Origin of the sequence: Nonomuraea rhodomycinica (assembly GCF_013363995.1) — a bacterium.
Classification (GTDB): Bacteria; Actinomycetota; Actinomycetes; order Streptosporangiales; family Streptosporangiaceae; genus Nonomuraea; species Nonomuraea rhodomycinica.
In genome coordinates, this window is sequence record NZ_JABWGO010000004.1 from 161209 (window position 1) to 178140 (window position 16932).

Below are 16932 nucleotides of genomic sequence, written 5' to 3' on the forward strand. Positions count from 1 at the left end.
TTCTACGAGGATGGGGAAGCGCCATGCCAATCACGAACCAGCAGGTAGCAGGGCACGTGTTCCTGCGGCAGATGTATGCGGACTCATACTTCCCCGATCACGTCGTCGACCGGGGCAGGGCGATCCTGTTGCGGCTGTGCGAGCGGATTGAGGCTGAGCAGCCGTCGGATCTGGAGGCTCTGTATGCGCTCACCCAGGCCGCAACCGAGGAGTTCAACAGTCTGGAAGCGGAGTTCGAAGCAGCCGGGAGTGAGATCGAGACGGTTGCGCGCGAGGTGATCGCTGAGGACTTCTGGTTTGTCGCGTCGGCATACGGGTTCACGGACGTGGATGTAGAGGAGCTGATCGCCACCCGGGACTGGTGAGCGACGACCGGGAGGTCGCCTGCCGGTCAGAGCCACTCGTTGAGGGCTGCGATCAGTACCGTCGCCCCAGGACCGGCTGGAACTGCGGACTGTCGTGCCGCTCGCCAGAAGTGACAAGCAGCGAAAGCGGCTTCTGCCCCTGCTCAACCGCCAGGTGCAGCTTGGTAGTCAGTCCGCCGCGCGAGCGTCCCAGGCCGTGATCGTCGGGTTCGGTGTCGACGCCGCCGGGAGGCTCCTTCTGCAGCGCCCCTTTTCACGCGCCCCGGCGGCGTGCTGATGGGCCCGGGTGATCGTGGAGTCCACGCTGACGTCCCACGTGATCAGGCCCTTCACATCGGCCGCGGCCTGCAGCTGCTCGAAGATCCGCTTCCAGGTGCCGTCGCGCTGCCAGCGCCGGAACAGGTCGTAGGCCCGGTCCCACGGCCCATACCGCTCCGGCACGTCGCGCCACGGGGCACCGGTCCTGGTCCGCCACCGTATGCCGTCTATCAACTGCCGCCGGGTCCACACCGGTGGACGGCCCGGCGTTTTGCCCAGCGGCAGCAAGGGCTCAAGCCGAGCCCACTGGTCGTCCGTCAGATCTCCACGCCTCACGGCAGGTGATCATTCACAACCAAGATCCATTTTCGCAACAGGCCCTAGTGGGGACGAAGTCCTGCGGTTGTGCGGTCATGCTCTGCTCCCTTCTCTCTCCTCGAGAGACTACGGAGGCCCGATAATCAACGCCGGGAACTCGAGGCGTTCGACGACTCGCGGTGAATGCCGGAGCGGCACATAGCTGCCATGGCCTGGCGATCGCCTCAGGGATCGGAACCCGTTCCGCCGCCGGCACGTCCCCGTCGGGATCCCGGCAGGATCTTCCCGGAGAGCCCTTTGACGACGGACAGCGCCTTCACGACTCTCCGGGATCACTGGTGCCGCGTGCTGCCGCGATCACCCGCATCAGCGCCTGGTGCAGGTCCTGCAGCTCGTCCAGGCTCATGCCGAGACGGGCCACGATCGCCGGGGGGATCTTCTCCGCCTCGGCCCGCAACGCCCGGCCGGCCGGGGTGAGGGTCACGCAGAGCGCCCGCTCGTCCTTGCTGTCCCGTTCGCGGTTGATGTAGCCGAGCGCCTGCAGTCGTTTGAGCAGCGGCGACAGCGTGCCCGGGTCGAGCTGGAGCAGCTCGCCCAGTTCCTTGACCGACAGGGGTTCGTACTGCCAGAGGGCGAGCATGGCCAGGTACTGCGGGTGGGTCAGCCCGAAGGGTTGCAGCAGCGGCCGGTAGAGGCCGATCACGCTCCGTGAGGCGATGCTGAGGGCGAAGCACACCTGCCGGTCCAATGCCAGCAGGTCTGTGGTATCTGTCACAGGCTCCATCTGTGGCGCCTCCGGGCACACCTGGTAACTTAGTTGGTGTACAAACTATTATCGCGCAAAGAGAAGACGCGCAAACCGTGTGGAGGGACGCCGTCGTGTTCTATCGCAAGCCGCTGGAGGAGCGCATCGCCGAGCGCCAGGCCAAGATGCGGCCTCTGAAGGAGGGCAAGCACTTCGAGCACGGTCCGGCCAAGTTCATCTTCATCACGCTGATCGTCGTGGTGGTGGTCATGCACACCGTCGGCCTCGCCATCGCCATGCACTTCGCCTGACGGGAAATCCCGAGAGCCAAAAGAAAATGCAAGGAGCGGAAACCATCCGTTCCTTGCATTTTCACTCTATAGCGCATCGGGGGGCTTGCGGCAAGACCCGGGTCGTGCCACAGAATCGCCAGCCGGAGCGAGAGCGAGAGCTCGAGCCGGAGCGAGGGGAACGGGGGATCCGTGATCGACGTGATCATCGCCGGGGGTGGGCCGACCGGTCTGATGCTGGCCAGTGAGTTGCGGCTGCACGGCGTGGGCACGCTCGTCCTGGAGAAGGAGGCGGAGCCGACCAGGTACGTCCGCGCGCTCGGCCTGCACGCGCGCAGCATCGAGGTGATGGACCAGCGGGGCCTGCTGGAGCGCTTCCTCGCGAACGGCACGCGGCATCCGGCCGGCGGATTCTTCGCCGGCATCGCCAAGCCCATACCCGACCGGCTGGACACCGCGCATCCCTACGTCCTCGCGATCCCGCAGCCCGCCACCGATCGCCTGCTGGCGGAGCGCGCCACCGAGCTGGGCGCCGAGATCCGGCGCGGCTGCGAACTGGTCGGACTCAGCCAGGACGATCAGGGGGTGACCGTCGAGCTGGCCGACGGCACGCGCCTGCGCTCGCGCTACCTCGTCGGCTGCGACGGCGGCCGCAGCACGGTGCGCAGGCTGCTCGGCGTCGGCTTCCCCGGTGAGCCGACCAGGGTCGAGACGCTGCTGGGCGAGATGGAGGTGGCCGCCCCGCCGGAGACGGTGGCCGCCGTGGTGGCCGAGGTGCGCGCGACCGAGTGGCGGTTCGGCCTCGCGCCCTTCGGGGAGGACGGCGTCTACCGCGTCATGGTGCCCGCGGCGGGGGTGGCCGAGGACCGCTCGGTCCCGCCGGCTCTGGAGGGGTTCAAGCAGCAGTTGCGGGTGTTCGCCGGCACCGACTTCGGCGTGCACTCACCGCGCCGGCTCTCCCGCTTCGGCGACGCCACCCGGCTGGCCGAACGCTACCGGACCGGCCGGGTGCTGCTGGCCGGCGACGCGGCGCACATCCACCCGCCGGTCGGCGGGCAGGGGCTCAACCTGGGCGTCCAGGACGCGTTCAACCTCGGCTGGAAACTGGCGGCCGAGGTCGCCGGCTGGGCGCCGGAAGGGCTGCTCGACAGCTACCACACCGAACGGCACCCGGTGGCCGCCGACGTGCTGGCCGACACGCGCGCGCAGATGGAGCTGCTGTCGTCCGAGCCGGGTCCCCGCGCGGTGCGCCGGCTGCTGTCGGAGCTGATGCGGTTCGAGGACGTGAGCCGCTACCTCACCGAGAAGATCATCGCGATCGGGATCCGCTACGACTTCGGGACGGGGCACGAACTGCTCGGCCGACGGATGCGCGACATCGGCCTGAAGCGGGGGCGCCTCTACGAGCTGACGCACGCCGGCCGTGGACTGCTGCTCGACCAGACCGGCCGGCTCACGGTCGCGGGCTGGGCGGACCGGGTCGACCACGTCGTGGACGGCGGCGAGGAGCTGGACGTGCCCGCGGTGCTGCTGCGGCCCGACGGCCACGTCGCGTGGGCCGGCGAGGACCAGGAGGACCTGCTCGACCACATGTCGCGGTGGTTCGGCGCCCCCGCCGCCCGTTGAGTCCGCGAGGTCCGTGAACGTCCTGGTCCCCGCCGCGGGACGACACAGCGGTGTCGCCCGGGACGACACAGCGGCGTCGCCCGGGACGACACAGCGGTGTCGCGGCGGGGCGACCGACGGCGGCTCCCGTGCGCCCTCGGTCCCCGACGTGGAAGCAGGCGCGGTCAGGACACCTTGACGCCACCGATGATCTGGTCGAGGTTGCCGACGTGCGGCCGGCCGGCCATCACGGTGACGACGACTCCTTCGCGCTCCACCCAGCCGGCGTAGCGCCCGGCGCCGAGCGCGCCGTCGCCCGGCTTGGTCAGCACCTGGCGACCGCCGATCGTCCTCGTCTTCGTCCCACTCGTGAAGGTGCCCAGGGTGACGGGGAGCTTCTTCAGGTCCGCGAGTTCCCGGGCGCCCGGCCAGCACACCACGCGCACCCACAGGAACCGGCGCTTGAGGTCGATGTCGCTTCGGTCGGCCGTCCACTGGTAGCCGTACTCGGTGACGCCGTCGTGCTTCTGCGCGACGACCTGGCCGTGGGTGAACCCCTTGGGGATGTAGCCGACGTGGACTCCCCTGAGGGCGGTGGCGCCCTTCGCGGGCTTGTCCTCCTTGGCTTCGTACGACCGCTTGATCTCGGCCCTGCTCGGGGCAGGGCATCCGGTCGCGGTCCCGGCGGTTGCCGCGTGGGCCGCCGGGGCCTGGAGCGTCGCCGCCGACAGGAGGGACACGGCGGCCAGCGTCAGAGTCTTGTTGATCGTTCTCATGTAGGGGTTGGATGCGCCAGGAGCGGCTGAAGTTCGCTCGGGGGGAGCGAGCCGCGGATCACCGGGCGAGGTCGCGGCCGAGGAAGGCCAGGAGCCGCCGGTGGGCGGGGGCGTCGTCGGCCGCCGGGACGGCGGGGCCGAACATGCCGGGGCGGCGGAAGGCGTCGAAGTCCATGCCGCGCATGACCGTGAGCAGTTCGGCGCACAGCGCGTCGTCGACGAGGTGTTCCTGGCCGGTGACGAGCGCCAGGTCGGCGCCGTGCACGAGGACCTCGGTGAGGTGGATGAGCGCGGCCATCGGCCCCGGCACCTCGCCGAACCCGAGCCGTACGGGGGTGTCCAGGGCGTCCGGGCGGTGCCAGGCGGCGCGGTCGAGGTCGGCCGCGACGGCGTAGGCGGCCTGCGGGTCGGCGCCGAGCCAGTCGTCCTCGTGCGCGGCGCCGGCGTCGGTTCCGGTGAGCTCGGCGGCGAAGACGCGCATGCCGCCGACCAGGTGGTTGAGCTCGGTGCGCACGTCCCACCCGGGGCACGGGGAGGGGGCGGCGAGCCGGTCGTGGGCGATGCCCTCGACGACGGCGGCGGTCATGGCGAGGGCGCGGTCGATCTGGTCGATCACGGTGGTCATGGCGCAGATCCTCCGATGGGGTGACGGGCCGTGGTCAGGCGGGTGGGCGGGCGCGGCGGCCGGGTAGCGGGTCGGTGAGCCGGGACCCGACGGGTCGGTGAGCCGGGACCCGACGGGTCAGTGAGCCGGGGTCCGGTGGGTCAGGACGTCGTCGAGCCAGTCGTAGACGCGGGCGAAGGCCAGGCGCTGGGCGCCGGACTGGCAGTGGGCGTCCGCGCCCTGGCCGGCGGTGAACTCCAGCAGCGTCTTCGGGCAGGTCAGGTGCTCGTACAGCTGCTCGGGCTGCCCCCGGAAGAAGCCGTCGTCGGCGCCCGCGCACACCAGGGTCGGGCAGGTGATCTTCTCGGCGACGCCGTCGCGCAGGTGGTAGTCGAGGTAGGCGGCGCCGAACGCGCGCGGGGTGCGGACGCCCATGGCGAACATGCCGTGCTCCATGGCCCAGCGCAGCACCGGGCTGCCGGCCATGGCCTCCTCCAGCATCGCGTCCAGCTCGGGATCGTGGGCGGCGCGCAGCCGGCGCTCGGCCTCCGCGCGCGGCAGCGGGATGCCGGAGGTGGTGATGTCGCCCAGGTCGTAGACGCCGTCCAGGCAGATGAGCGCGGCGACGCGGTGGTCGAAGGCGGCGGCGCGCGGCGCGAGCAGCCCGCCCATGCTCACGCCGAGCAGGGCGACGCGGGCCCGGTCCACCTCGGGACGGGTCAGGACGTGGTCGAGGACGGGGCCGACGACGTTCTCCCAGTCGGGACGGAACCCCAGGCCCTGGTGGTGACGGGCGCCCGGCTGACCGGGGCCGTCGAAGGCCAGCACGGTGTAGCCGCGCTCGGCCGCCGCGGCGGCGCCGAAGAAGTGCATCTCCTCCACCGTGCCGTCGAAGCCGTTGTGCATGACCACGGTCGGCCGTGCGGCTCCTGAGTCGTCGGCCCGGTACAGGTAGCCGGGCAGGACGGTGCCCTCGTACGGGATCTCGACGGGCTCGACGGCCGGGGTGAACAGCGCGGCGGCGTGGCGGAAGCAGGCGACCGAGGCGTCGTAGGCGTGCCGGATGCGCGGGTCGGCGGGGTCGCCGTGCAGGAAGAACTCGGCGGCGCGGTAGTAGTTCGAGGCCCGCAGGAAGCCGTCGCGGGCGCTGACGCGGTGCCCGCCCTCCAGGGCCGTCCGGGCCTCGCCGGCCACGCGGTCGGCGGTGGCCAGCCACGCGTCGTGCCAGCCGCCGTAGTCGCCGGGGGTGATCCGCTCGCACGTGGTCACGACCTCGCCGAAGTCGGCGCCGCCGTACGCGATGTGCCCGAGGGTGCGCAGGGTCTCGTACCAGAAGCTCGGGTCGCCGGGGAAGAGAAGAGGTTGCACGTCCACTCCTAAAGCAGTTGGGTGCTGCGTTTAGGACTGTAGGGCGGCGCCATGCGCAAACGCAAGTGGAAGCTGCGTTAAGGTGGGAGGCATGGCGGAACAGCAGCGAGCCCGGCGACCCGGCGGACGCAGCGCCCGGGTCCGCGCCGCGGTGCACCAGGCGGTCACCGACCTGGTCGCCGAACGCGGCTACGGCAGCTTCACCGTCGGCGACGTCGCCGCCCGCGCCGGCGTGGCCGACACCAGCGTCTACCGCCGCTGGGGCACCCTCGAGGCGCTGCTCATGGACGTCGCGATCACGCGGCTCACCACGGCCTCCCCCGTCCCCGACACGGGCAGCCTGGAGCAGGACCTGCGGGTCTACGCCGCCGGTGTGGCCCGCGACGTCAACGGCCCTGACGGGCTGGCCGCGCTGCGGCTGGTCATCTCCCTGTCGACGGCGGGGCCGGACGGCGTCCAGGCGCGGGACGCGTTCCTGGCCGAGCGCGGACGCCAGTTGCAGGCCATGCTCGACCGCGCCCGCGAGCGGGGTGAGCAGCCGCCGGAGGGCCTGGACATCCTCGACCACATCCTGGCCCCGATGTACATCCGCAGCCTGTTCGGCATGGGCCCGCTCACCGCCGCCGACGCCGACACGCTGGTCGATCGCCTGCTGGCCCTTCGGGCGCCGTCCTAGGCGTGCCAGAGGGCGGCGAGCCGGCGGGCGGCCAGCCGGGGCGGCACGGCGCGCAGCAGCATGTCGCGCAGCCACGCGCTGATCCCGGTGCGGGAGGTCATCCGCGACTGCCGGGCCGCCGCCAGCAGGATGCGGTTGGCGCGGGGCCGGCGCTCGGCGTCGTAGCGCAGGAGCCGCTCGGCCGCGTCCACCGGTTCGGCGCCGCTCAGGTGGCGGGTCAGCGCCGCCGCGTCCTCGAAGGCCTGGCTGGAGCCCTGGCCGAGGTCGGGTGACATGGCGTGCGCGGCGTCGCCGAGCAGCGCGATCCGGCCGGCCGCGTACGAGGGCAGCGGCTCGGCGAGGCGGGCGATCGGGTCCACGTAGACGTCCTCGGGCGGCGTGGCCTCGATCAGCGCCGGGACGAGCGGATGCCAGTCGGCCATCAGGGACAGCATCTCCCGGCGCGCCTCCTCCGCGCCGGGCGGCGGGCCGTGCAGGAGGGAGTCGGTGAACCAGTACACCTGGTCCTCGCCGACGGGGAACAGGCCGAACATCGCCCCGTTGCGCCGGTCCACGAGCTGGCTGACGAGCAGGTCCGGCTCCAGGTCGGCCGGGCGGGGCAGCATGCCGCGCAGGTCCATCCGGCCGGTCCGCCGTAAGCCGGGGTGGCCGGGGAAGAGCTGCGCGCGCAGCCGGCTGCCGCTGCCGTCGGCCGCGACCACGGCGTCGGCTCTCGCGACGGGCTCGCCGTCACTGATCACGGTCACGCCGGTGGGGTCGGGGTCCAGCCGCTCGACCGGGGTCGCGGTCCGTACGAGAGCTGAGGGCAGCGGGGCGCGCAGGGCCCTGTGCAGCTCCGCCCGGTCGATCATGGCCGGCGTCCCCATCTCCCGCCGCACCCCGGCCATGTCGGTGATCAGCAGCGGCCGTCCGTGCCGGTCGCGCAGCCCTCCGTGGGTCGCGTGCATGACCCGCCGGCGAACGTCGTCGGCCAGCCCCAGCGTGTCCAGCGCGCGGAGCCCGTTGGGCATGACCACGATCCCCGTGCCCTTCTCCCGGAGCTCGGCGCCCCGTTCGAAGAGCGTCACCTCGTGGCCCTGGCGATGCAGCCCCACCGCCGCCGCCACTCCTCCGAGCCCGGCTCCGACCACCGCGATCCTCATGAGACCTCCCGGCTCATTCACTACGATCGTACTAGTACGGGTATTGGTAGCATGTGGGCATGCCGCCCACGAATCCGGCCCGCCGCCGAGCCCTCGCCGACGCCGCCATCGACCTGCTGGCGTCGTCAGGTGTGCACGGACTGACCCACCGGGCGGTGGAGAAGGCGGCGGACCTGCCGCCGGGCACGGCCTCCAACTACTTCCGCAGCCGGGAAGCGCTCCTGGTGGCCGCCGCCGAGCGCATCCTGGAGCTGCACCACGCCGACACCGACCGGGCCGTCGAGCGGCCCGCGACGCTGGCCGACATGCTGACGGACTCGCTGCTCACCGCGGCGACCACCCTGCGCCGCCGCTATCTGGCGATCTTCGAACTGCACCTGGAGGGCGCCCGCCGGCCGGCGCTGGCCGCCGCGCTGGCGGGCCTGCAGGACACGGCGATACAGGTCACGGCCGGGCACCACGACCAGCTCGGCCTCGCCATCCCGCGCGAGCGGATCCCCGCCATGATCACGCTGTACGGGGGCGCGCTGTTCACCCTGGTCAGCGCGCCGCCGGGGAGCGTCACCAGGGACGTCGTCCGGGACGTGGTTCAGGTCATCGTGCACGGCTGCGCGGGACACACCGAGCAGGGGCCGTGACCCGCCGGCCGCTTCAGGGGCTCCAGGAGCTCCAGGAGCTCCAGGTGTGACCTCTGCATGCCCTCGGGCAGCTCGTCCGGCGAGAACCAGCCCGCCTCCAGCACCTCGAAGGGGTCGATCGTGAGGTCCCCGCCGACGAGGACGGCCTCGTAGGCCACCTCCGCCCGCAGCCGGTAGCCGCTGACCAGCCGCACGAGCCGGCCGACCCGGACGGTCAGGCCGGTCTCCTCGCGGACCTCGCGCACGACGGTGTCCTCGAACGTCTCCGACCTGTTCGCGTAGCCGGTGGGGAACCCCCAGGGGCGCTCTTCCGGCCACAGCCGGTGCCTGAGAAGGAGCAGGCGCCCTTCGCCGTCCCGGACGACGCCCGTCACGCCGACCATGAACGTCGCGTGCTTCAGCCACATCAGACGCCACTGCAGGCGTCCTCCCAGGGACCTCCACAGCCGCGCGATCACCTTCATGGCTCTCTCCTTCTCCGCCCCGTGCTCGTGGGTCTCGAGCCCATGGTGTAACGCGCGGCCGAGGGATGAGCGCGGTCCGGTACGCGCGTCACGGGGCCTGGCGGGAGCCGGGCGACCCGTTATCGGAACACGCCGGTGTGGCCGAGGGAGTAACGTCCGGGCTGGGGGAAGAAGCACAAGCCGTGCGGCCCCCGGCCCACCCTGATCGTGTGTCGCAGCTCGCCCGTCGCGGTGGAGAAGACGTACACGACCCCGTGGTACCTGCCGGACAGCCAGAGCTGCTTGCCGTCCGCCGACACCCCGCCCATGTCGGGCGAGCCGCCGCCCGGGATCCGCCACCGGTCGACCACCTCGCGGCGGGCGAAGGAGACGACGGAGACGGTCCCCTCGTCCCGGTTGGAGACGTAGAGGGAGCGCGAGTCCCTGCTCACGTACAGGCCGTGCGCGCCCTTGCCGGTGCGCAGGAAGCCCACCCGCCGGAAGGTGGCGGCGTCGACGATCCACGTGCCGCCGGCCATCATGTCGGCGACGTAGAAGAGCCGGCCGTCGGGCGAGAGCTTGACGTCCTGCGGCATGTTCCCCGCCCCGACCCCGATCACCTTCCGCACCCGGGCGCGCCTCCAGTCGATCGCCACGAGCTGCCCGGAGAACTCGCAGCTGGCCAGGAAGACGGATCCGTCGGCGGTGAAGTCGCCGTGGTTGACGCCCCGGCACGGCAGGGGGAGGGAGCGGACCAGGCGCATCGTGCGGGGGTCGCGGAGATCGAGGCGGTTGTTGCGCTCGGCCATGACCAGGGCGTACGAGCCGTCGGGGGTGAAGTACAGGTTGTACGGGTCGTCCACGGGCACCGGCCTGCCGGGCCGGCCCGTCACCGGGTCGATGGGGGTGAGCCGGTTGCCCTCGTTCTCGTTGACCCACAGCGTCCTGAGATCCCAGGAGGGCACGACGTGCTGGGGCAGTCTGCCGACCCGGAAGTGGCGCACGACCTGGAAGGTCCGCGGGTCGATCACGTCCACCGTGCCCGACTCGCTGTTGGGGACGTACACGCGAGGGGTCACGTTCCGGACCGCCGGGGCGAGCATCCCCGGCCTGTCGTGGGCGTAGACGTCGGTCGGGGTCGTGCGCGCGGGTGCCTGCGCGTGCTGCCGACGCGGTGGCGACCACAGCGGCGGCGCGGGCTCCCGGGCCGGCGTCATGGGGACGGGCGGCGCACCGCAGGAGGCCACGGCGACGGCGGCCGCACCGAGCATGCTCGTCATCCGCCGCAGTCGCATGCCGGTCAGCCTAGAAAGGCGCGCCGCGACACCGGCCGATCCCGAGGTCAACGACACGATCGGAGCAGGCCAAGGGATGACATGCGCGCCGCCCGCGACCGCGGGAACGGGGCCGCGGTCCCGGTCGGGCATAGTGGTGGCGGGACGGCCTCACGGCGCCGCCCCTTCCCCGGAAAGGCCCGCAGAGAACGGAGACGCCCGGTGCCCCGTGACGTCAAGATCCCCGGTCCCGATCATCCGATCACGGTCGAGGCGGCCTCCACCCGCGTCGTCGTCCGCGTCGGTGAGCGGGTCGTCGCAGACACCACTCGCCCCCTCGTCCTGTCCGAGGCCGCCTACCCTCCGGTTCACTACATCCCGATCGAGGACGTGGACCCGGGCCTGATCCGCCGCAGCGACACCCGTACGTACTGCCCGTACAAGGGGGAGGCGTCCTACTACAGCATCGTCACCCCCGAGGGCGAGGTGGGCGACGCCATCTGGACGTACGAGGAGCCCTACGAGGCGGTCGGCGAGATCAAGGGCCACGTCGCCTTCTACCCGGACCGCGTCCGCCTCACGGTCGAACCGTCCTGAGTCCGGTCTCGTCGAGGAACCGTTCCTTCCTCAATGCCTCCTAGCGTTCCCGTCACAGGGCACGACCGCAGGCACGACGAAGGGAACATCCATGCCGCGAGGATCCGCCACCCCGCCCCCGTCCGGCGCGGACGTCATGACGTTCGAGGACGCCGCACAGTGGGAGGCGTGGCTGGCCGAGCACCACGAGACGCCCGGCGGCGTCTGGCTGAGGATCGCCAAGAAGGGCTCGGGCGAGGTGACGGTGACGCGGGGCGAAGCCCTCGACGTCGCCCTCTGCTACGGCTGGATCGACAGCCACACCCGGTCCTGCGACGAGGCGTCCTTCCTGCAGAGGTTCTCGCCGCGCCGCTCCCGCAGCGTGTGGTCGAAGGTGAACGTGGCCAAGGTCGAGGAGCTCGTCGCCGCGGGGCGCATGCGCCCGCCGGGCCTGGCCGCGGTGCTGGCGGCCCAGGCCGACGGGCGCTGGGACGCCGCGTACGAGTCGCCGCGGAACACCACCGTCCCGGAGGACCTGGCCGAGGCGCTGGAGCGGGACGAGCGGGCGAAGGCGTTCTTCCACACCCTCGGCAGAAGCGACCGGTACCTGGTCATCCTGCCGCTCATGACGGCGCGCACGCCGCGGACGCGGGCGGCCCGCCTGGACAGGATGGTCGCCAGGCTGGCGGCGGGGGAGAAGATGCGCTGAACCGGAGAGAATTCGTCGAGGGGTCGTGTCCATCCGGCCGGGCGCCGTTCGTGGTGATGGTGTGCGGCGGCCCCGCCGCACGACGACTCCACCCGAGAGGGGATCACCGTGAAGTACATGCTGCTGATCAACGCCGGCACCTCCGCCCAGGACGACGACGCCTGCACCGTCGAGGACTGGATGGCCTACGACCAGGCCGTGCGGGAGGCGGGCGTCTGGGTGTCCGGCGAGTCGCTGGCCGACCTGGTGACCGCCACGACCGTGCGCGTGAGCAGGGACGGCGAGCGCAGCGTGACCGACGGGCCGTACGCCGAGACGCGAGAGGTCCTGGGCGGCTTCTACGTGATCGACGTGCCGGACCTCGACGTCGCGCTCGACTGGGCCGCCCGCTGCCCCGGAGCGCGCGGCGGCGGCTCGATCGTGGTCCGCCCGGTCGCCGACTTCGGCATGTGAGATCGCCGATGCGTGAGGTGGAGGCGGTGGAGGCGGTCTTCCGGGAGGAGCGCGGCCGGCTGCTGGCCGCGCTCGTGCGCCGCTTCGGCGATCTCGACCTCGCCGAGGAGGTCACCTCGGACGCCGTCGAGGCGGCGCTGAAGCACTGGCCGGTCGAGGGCGTGCCGCCCAAGCCGGGCGCGTGGCTGATGACGACGGCGCGGCGCAAGGCGGTCGACCGGCTCAGGCGCGACCGGGCCCTGGCCGCCCGGCTGGCCGTCCTGCAGGTGGAGGCGGAGCGCACCGCGTACGCGCCGCCCGCCGACGCGCACGACGACCTGCGCGACCTGCCGGACGAGCGGCTGCGGCTGTTCTTCACCTGCGCCCACCCCGCGCTGCCCGCCGAGGACCGCGGGGCGCTGATGTTGCGCTGCCTCGCGGGCCTCAGCACGCCGGAGGCGGCGCGGGCCTACCTGGTGCCGGTCCAGACGATGGCCAAGCGGATCGTCCGGGCGAAGAAGAAGATCCGCGAGGCTCGCATCCCGTTCCGCGTGCCCGGCGCCGACGAGTTGCCGGAGCGGCTGCCCGGCGTCCTCCAGGCGATCTACTCGATCTTCACCGAGGGGTACGCGGCCAGTTCCGGTCCCGACCTGCAACGGCCGGACCTGGCCGAGGAGGCGATCCGGCTGGCGCGGATCCTGCGCCGGCTGCTGCCCGCCGAGCGGGAGGTCGCCGGGCTGCTCGCGCTGTCGCTGCTGGTCCACGCGCGCCGCGACGCCCGTACCGGTCCCGGCGGCGAGCCGGTGCTGCTGGACGAGCAGGACCGGAGCCGCTGGGACCGGACCATGATCGAGGAAGGGGCGGCGCTGGTGGTCACCGCGCTGAGCGGCGGCCCGCCCGGCGTGTACGGCGTGCAGGCCGCGATCGCGGCGCTCCACGACGAGGCGGCGGACCTGGCCACGACCGACTGGCCGCAGGTCGTGGCCCTGTACGACGTGCTGCTGGCGCTGGACCCGTCCCCGGTGGTCGCGCTGAACCGCGCGGCGGCCGTGGCCATGCGCGACGGCCCGGAGGCGGGCCTGGCGTTGCTGGAGGAGCTGGCCGGCGAGGCGCGGATGCGCGGGTACCACCCGTACCTGGCGGCGCGCGGCGACCTGCTGCACCGGCTCGGCCGCCGCCCCGAGGCCGCCGCCGCCTACCGCGCCGCTCTGGAGGCGGCGGGGAGCGAGCCCGAACGCGCCCACCTGCGGCGCCGCCTGGCCGCCGCCGAGGAAGGCCGATGAACGGGTGACTTCGTCGCGGCGGGCGGGAAGGGAGCGGCCGGTCCGGCGGTTGGTTCAGGCGACACGTTTGGCCATGCTTTTGACAGGAGCCCCTCATGACCGCCCCCGAAGGCACCCCGCCGCCCGTCCGCCAGCTCCGTCTCGTCGTCGAGGCCGAGGACTACGAGGCCGCGCTCGCGTTCTACCGCGACGTTCTGGGGCTCCCCGAGCAGGCCGCGTTCTCCAGCGACGGGGGCGCCCGGGTCGCGATCCTCGACGCCGGCCGGGCCACCCTGGAGATCGCGAACCCGGCCCAGAAGCGGTACATCGACGAGGTCGAGGTGGGACGGCAGGTGGCGCCCACGATCCGGGTCGCGTTCGAGGTGGACGACGCCCAGGCCACCACGGACCGGCTGGTGGCGGCCGGGGCCGAGCAGGTCGCGCCGCCCACGCTCACCCCGTGGCAGTCCCTGAACGCGCGGCTCGACGCGCCGGCTGACCTGCACATCACGGTCTTCCAGGAGACGCTCAGCCTGGAGGAGCGCGAGGCGCTCGACGGCTTCGGCACCGAGGGCGGCGAGTAGCCCTGCCCCCTGGCGGTTTTGGGTGTCCGGGCCGCTGACCGGCCTGGCGGCCCTGCCGCTGTCCACGGCCCGCCGCAAGCTCGGCGACCTCGTACGGCAGGCCACCCTCCCGTACGAGGACGGCCCGCTGCTGCTCACCCGCCACCGCACCCCGGTGGCGGCCCTGGTCGCCGCCCGCACACTGGCCGGCCAGGAAGCCCGTGAGCATCGGCTCGTTCCGGAGGATCTGCTGCGCGACGGCCACACCGTCGTGCTGAGCCGCCTCCAGGGGGTCTTCTCGGCTGTCGTCCGGGCCCCCGACGGCGCCGCCGTGGCCGAAGGGAGCGGCGAGTCCATCGACGCGGCGCTGCGACGCCTGCGCCGCGCGGGGAATGACGCCGCAGGGGACAACGCAGCCCGGAGGAACCACGTGGGGAGGCGCGGACCGCGGTGCCGGCCTACGAGGCGTTCTCGTCACCGCACAGTGCCTGCTGGTGGAAGGCCGCCATCGCGCCGTCGATGGCGTGCGGCTGCGGCTTACCGGAAGAATCCGGCTTGTTCCACCGCGCGAGGTTCACCGCGACGGACATCTGCCGCTTGCCGTCCGCGCTGCTCCACGACGCCGTTCCGGCGCCCCAGGCGGAGCCGTCGTGGCCCCAGAAGGTGCCGCAATCCGTGGACATGACCTGCAGGCCCAGACCGTAGTCGATCTTCTCGCCGGTCTGGGAGTAGACCTTGACCGTGCGCTGCATCTGCGCCAGCGATGACGGCTTGACGATCTCGCCGGCGAGCAGCCCGCCGTAGAAGCGGTTGAGATCCTCCATGGTCGAGACCAGGGCGGCACCGGTGCCCACCCAGGACATGTCGTACACGCTGTAGTCGCGCGGCGGGTCGAGCAGGCCGAGCATCGACTCGTACATCCGGGGGTGCGGCCCCTTGATGCGCGGCCCGGTCGGGAACGAGGTGTGCCGGAGCCCGGCGCGCTCGATGACGTTCTCGGTGATGTACCTCTCGGCCGTGGTGCCGGTCACCCGCTCCAGGAGCAGGCCGAGGATGAGGTAGTTGGCGTTGGTGTACGTCCCCGGGGTTTCTCCGGGAGCTCCGGCGGCGGGGGCCTTGAGCGCCATGTCGATCAGCTCCGCCGGGCTGAACCGCCTGAACCGGTTGTCGTCCAGACTCTTGGGCGACATGTCCGGCACGGAGGGGAACTTCGCAAGGGACGGGAACGCGTAGGGCAGGTACTCCGGAAGGCCGCTGGTGTGGTTGAGCAGCATCTTCACCGTGATCTTCTTGCCGCGTTCGCCCGGCACCAGCTTCGGCAGGTAGCGGCTGATCGGGTCGTCCAGCCGGATCCGGCCCTTCTCCACCTGCTGCATGACCGCGGCGGCGGTGAAGGTCTTGGTGACGCTGCCGACCCGCTGCAGCATGCCGGGCCTGACAGGACGGCCGGTCTCGAGGTCGGCGACCCCGGAGGCGCCGCGCCACACCCGGCCGGAATCGCGCACCTCGGCGTACACGCCCGGCACTCCCGCGCGGTGGATGTCGTCCAGCGCGGACTTCAGCGGCGCGGGATCGGGAGTGCTCGGCGGGCTCGTGTCGGCGGCCGGCACGACCCCCGTCCCCCCGGCCGCGGGACCCGCTGTCACCATTCCCGCTACGACACTCAGCCCGGCCACGCTCACACATGTCACCAGCCGAATCCTCACGGCATCCGTCCTTCATGATCGATGACTGCGACGGGACTCCGCCCGCGCGACTCCGACGTCGCGTGCCCCCTGATGCACCGACCGGGGACCCTCACGATCGGCAATCATCGCCGGGCCGCCGCCCGGGGGCGTCCGTCGGGCGAAGTCATCCGCCGCTACCGCCGCGAGCGCACCGGCCCGCCGGACTACGACGTGAGGAGTAGTCCGCGGGAAGGAACGGATGCCGCGGGGCTTCCCTCGGACGGAGGCGGATTCCTCGGACGAGGCGAAGGAGGACGGCTAGCCCGGGGTGCCGGCGGCGTACAGCACGTCGCGCAGCCCCGGGAGCGTCGCCTCGCGGTCGGCGTGCCAGACCAGGCGGAGGCTGAGGCCGGGCGCCGGGAACGCGAGCCGCCCGAGCGTGCCCGCCCCGAGCGCGGCGGACACCGCGAACCCCGGCAGCAGCGCTATCCCGAGCCCCTGCTCCGCCCAGGCGCGCATCACCTGCACCCCGCCCACCTGCACCCGTTCCGGGCCGGGGCCGATGAGCCGGTCGGCGGCCATGAGGAACGAGCAGTTCGGCGCGTTCACCAGCAGCCGCTCGCCCGACAGGTCGTCCGGGGACACCCGGGGCCGGCCGAGCAGCGGATGGCCGGGCGCGGCCACCAGCACGAGAGGCACGGAGCCGACGTCGAGGAACGTCAGCGGCGCGGGCGGCGGCGCGAAGCCGAGGTCGCCGAGGGCCTCGCCCGTGTCGAGGAGCAGCGCCGCCTCCAGCCGTCCGGCGATCACGTCGGCGAGCAGGTCGTCGCGGCTCACGCTGGGCAGCACCTCCACGCGCAGGCCGGGACGCCGCTCGGCCAGCCTGGCCAGCACACGCGGCACGCACGCGGCCACGATCGTCTCCAGCGCCCCCAGCCGGACGTCCTCCGGCCGCCCGGCCACCTCGCGGCGCGCCTGCTCCGCCTGGTCGAGCAGCCGCCGCGCCCAGCCCTGCAACCGCCGCCCGGCCCCGGTCAGCACCATCCCCCTCGGCGTCCGGTCGAACAGCGTCACGCCGAGGGACTTCTCGAGGACGCGGATCTGCTCGGAGACGCTGGACGGGGCGAGGTCCAGGGCGTTGGCGGCGTCCGTCACCGTCCGGTGCCGCACGACCGCCTCGAAGGTCCGCAACTGACGCAACTCCACGCACATCCCAACCAG

At 72.5% G+C, this 16932-nt stretch carries 20 protein-coding genes and 1 pseudogene; 11 read left to right on the forward strand and 10 right to left on the reverse strand.

The genetic code is table 11. The features are described 5' to 3' along the window. Window positions 1–23 precede the first annotated feature (23 nt). Window positions 24–365: a DUF5713 family protein gene (locus HT134_RS19410; protein ID WP_175601835.1), complete on the forward strand. Its 342-nt coding sequence runs from the start codon at window positions 24–26 to the stop codon at window positions 363–365. 168 nt (window positions 366–533) lie between these two features. Here the strand turns inward: HT134_RS19410 and HT134_RS19415 are convergent, their stop codons facing one another. After that, a complete protein-coding gene (locus tag HT134_RS19415; RefSeq protein ID WP_217708094.1) occupies window positions 534–959 on the reverse strand; it encodes an IS5 family transposase in 426 nt (141 codons plus the stop codon). 298 nt (window positions 960–1257) lie between these two features. Continuing rightward, window positions 1258–1725, reverse strand: a complete 468-nt coding sequence (locus HT134_RS19420; protein WP_175601836.1) for a MarR family winged helix-turn-helix transcriptional regulator — start codon at window positions 1723–1725, stop codon at window positions 1258–1260. A 95-nt stretch (window positions 1726–1820) separates the two neighbouring features. On the opposite strand from HT134_RS19420, the gene HT134_RS19425 reads away from it, so the two are divergent. Next, a complete protein-coding gene (locus HT134_RS19425) occupies window positions 1821–1997 on the forward strand; it encodes a hypothetical protein (protein WP_175601837.1) in 177 nt (58 codons plus the stop codon). A 171-nt stretch (window positions 1998–2168) separates the two neighbouring features. Continuing rightward, the gene (gene rox / locus HT134_RS19430; protein ID WP_175601838.1) at window positions 2169–3602 is read left to right on the forward strand and encodes a rifampin monooxygenase; all 1434 of its coding nucleotides are present in this window, start codon (window positions 2169–2171) and stop codon (window positions 3600–3602) included. 164 nt (window positions 3603–3766) lie between these two features. Here the strand turns inward: rox and HT134_RS19435 are convergent, their stop codons facing one another. The 3 genes from HT134_RS19435 to HT134_RS19445 all read right to left on the reverse strand — a co-directional run bounded on the left by HT134_RS19435 (window position 3767) and on the right by HT134_RS19445 (window position 6329). Continuing rightward, entirely contained in the window at window positions 3767–4357 is a 591-nt protein-coding gene (locus HT134_RS19435; protein ID WP_175601839.1) for a hypothetical protein, read from the reverse strand. Between the two features lie 58 nt (window positions 4358–4415). Beyond that, window positions 4416–4982, reverse strand: a complete 567-nt coding sequence (locus HT134_RS19440) for a TIGR03086 family metal-binding protein (protein ID WP_175601840.1) — start codon at window positions 4980–4982, stop codon at window positions 4416–4418. 117 nt (window positions 4983–5099) lie between these two features. Further along, complete coding sequence (locus HT134_RS19445) at window positions 5100–6329, reverse strand: alpha/beta hydrolase family protein (RefSeq protein WP_175601841.1); 1230 nt, start codon at window positions 6327–6329, stop codon at window positions 5100–5102. 91 nt (window positions 6330–6420) lie between these two features. Between HT134_RS19445 and HT134_RS19450 the strand changes: the two genes are divergently transcribed. Beyond that, entirely contained in the window at window positions 6421–7005 is a 585-nt protein-coding gene (locus HT134_RS19450; protein ID WP_175601842.1) for a TetR/AcrR family transcriptional regulator, read from the forward strand. On the opposite strand, the gene HT134_RS19455 is transcribed toward HT134_RS19450, so the two are convergent. Continuing rightward, window positions 7002–8147, reverse strand: coding sequence for an FAD-dependent oxidoreductase (locus HT134_RS19455; protein ID WP_175601843.1), 1146 nt, complete (start codon window positions 8145–8147; stop codon window positions 7002–7004). The genes HT134_RS19450 and HT134_RS19455 overlap by 4 nt on opposite strands. A gap of 59 nt (window positions 8148–8206) precedes the next feature. Between HT134_RS19455 and HT134_RS19460 the strand changes: the two genes are divergently transcribed. Further along, the gene (locus tag HT134_RS19460; RefSeq protein ID WP_175601844.1) at window positions 8207–8785 is read left to right on the forward strand and encodes a TetR/AcrR family transcriptional regulator; all 579 of its coding nucleotides are present in this window, start codon (window positions 8207–8209) and stop codon (window positions 8783–8785) included. Here the strand turns inward: HT134_RS19460 and HT134_RS19465 are convergent. Together HT134_RS19465 and HT134_RS19470 are read right to left on the reverse strand one after the other, a co-directional pair. Continuing rightward, window positions 8737–9249, reverse strand: coding sequence for an NUDIX domain-containing protein (locus tag HT134_RS19465; RefSeq protein WP_175601845.1), 513 nt, complete (start codon window positions 9247–9249; stop codon window positions 8737–8739). The two genes, HT134_RS19460 and HT134_RS19465, sit on opposite strands and share 49 nt — an antisense overlap. A gap of 119 nt (window positions 9250–9368) precedes the next feature. Continuing rightward, on the reverse strand, window positions 9369–10523 hold the full coding sequence (locus tag HT134_RS19470; protein ID WP_175601846.1) for a YncE family protein: 1155 nt from the start codon (window positions 10521–10523) through the stop codon (window positions 9369–9371). Between the two features lie 201 nt (window positions 10524–10724). Between HT134_RS19470 and HT134_RS19475 the strand changes: the two genes are divergently transcribed. From HT134_RS19475 to HT134_RS48105, 6 genes and pseudogenes are all read left to right on the forward strand, one after another. Next, a complete protein-coding gene (locus HT134_RS19475; protein ID WP_312888242.1) occupies window positions 10725–11099 on the forward strand; it encodes a DUF427 domain-containing protein in 375 nt (124 codons plus the stop codon). A 91-nt stretch (window positions 11100–11190) separates the two neighbouring features. Beyond that, window positions 11191–11787, forward strand: a complete 597-nt coding sequence (locus HT134_RS19480; RefSeq protein WP_217708095.1) for a YdeI/OmpD-associated family protein — start codon at window positions 11191–11193, stop codon at window positions 11785–11787. 117 nt (window positions 11788–11904) lie between these two features. After that, on the forward strand, window positions 11905–12240 hold the full coding sequence (locus tag HT134_RS19485; RefSeq protein WP_217708146.1) for a YciI family protein: 336 nt from the start codon (window positions 11905–11907) through the stop codon (window positions 12238–12240). Between the two features lie 8 nt (window positions 12241–12248). Continuing rightward, complete coding sequence (locus HT134_RS19490; protein WP_175601849.1) at window positions 12249–13502, forward strand: RNA polymerase sigma factor; 1254 nt, start codon at window positions 12249–12251, stop codon at window positions 13500–13502. A gap of 95 nt (window positions 13503–13597) precedes the next feature. After that, the gene (locus HT134_RS19495; protein WP_175601850.1) at window positions 13598–14065 is read left to right on the forward strand and encodes a VOC family protein; all 468 of its coding nucleotides are present in this window, start codon (window positions 13598–13600) and stop codon (window positions 14063–14065) included. A 22-nt stretch (window positions 14066–14087) separates the two neighbouring features. Beyond that, window positions 14088–14228 (forward strand): annotated as a pseudogene (locus HT134_RS48105) (type II toxin-antitoxin system prevent-host-death family antitoxin); the annotation flags it as partial. A 274-nt stretch (window positions 14229–14502) separates the two neighbouring features. Here HT134_RS48105 and HT134_RS19500 read toward each other — a convergent pair. Together HT134_RS19500 and HT134_RS19505 are read right to left on the reverse strand one after the other, a co-directional pair. Beyond that, complete coding sequence (locus HT134_RS19500; RefSeq protein ID WP_175601851.1) at window positions 14503–15693, reverse strand: serine hydrolase domain-containing protein; 1191 nt, start codon at window positions 15691–15693, stop codon at window positions 14503–14505. Window positions 15694–16029: 336 nt separating this feature from the next. Next, window positions 16030–16923 (reverse strand): LysR family transcriptional regulator, encoded by an 894-nt coding sequence (locus tag HT134_RS19505; RefSeq protein WP_246364783.1) that lies wholly within the window; start codon window positions 16921–16923, stop codon window positions 16030–16032. Between the last annotated feature and the right edge of the window lie 9 nt (window positions 16924–16932).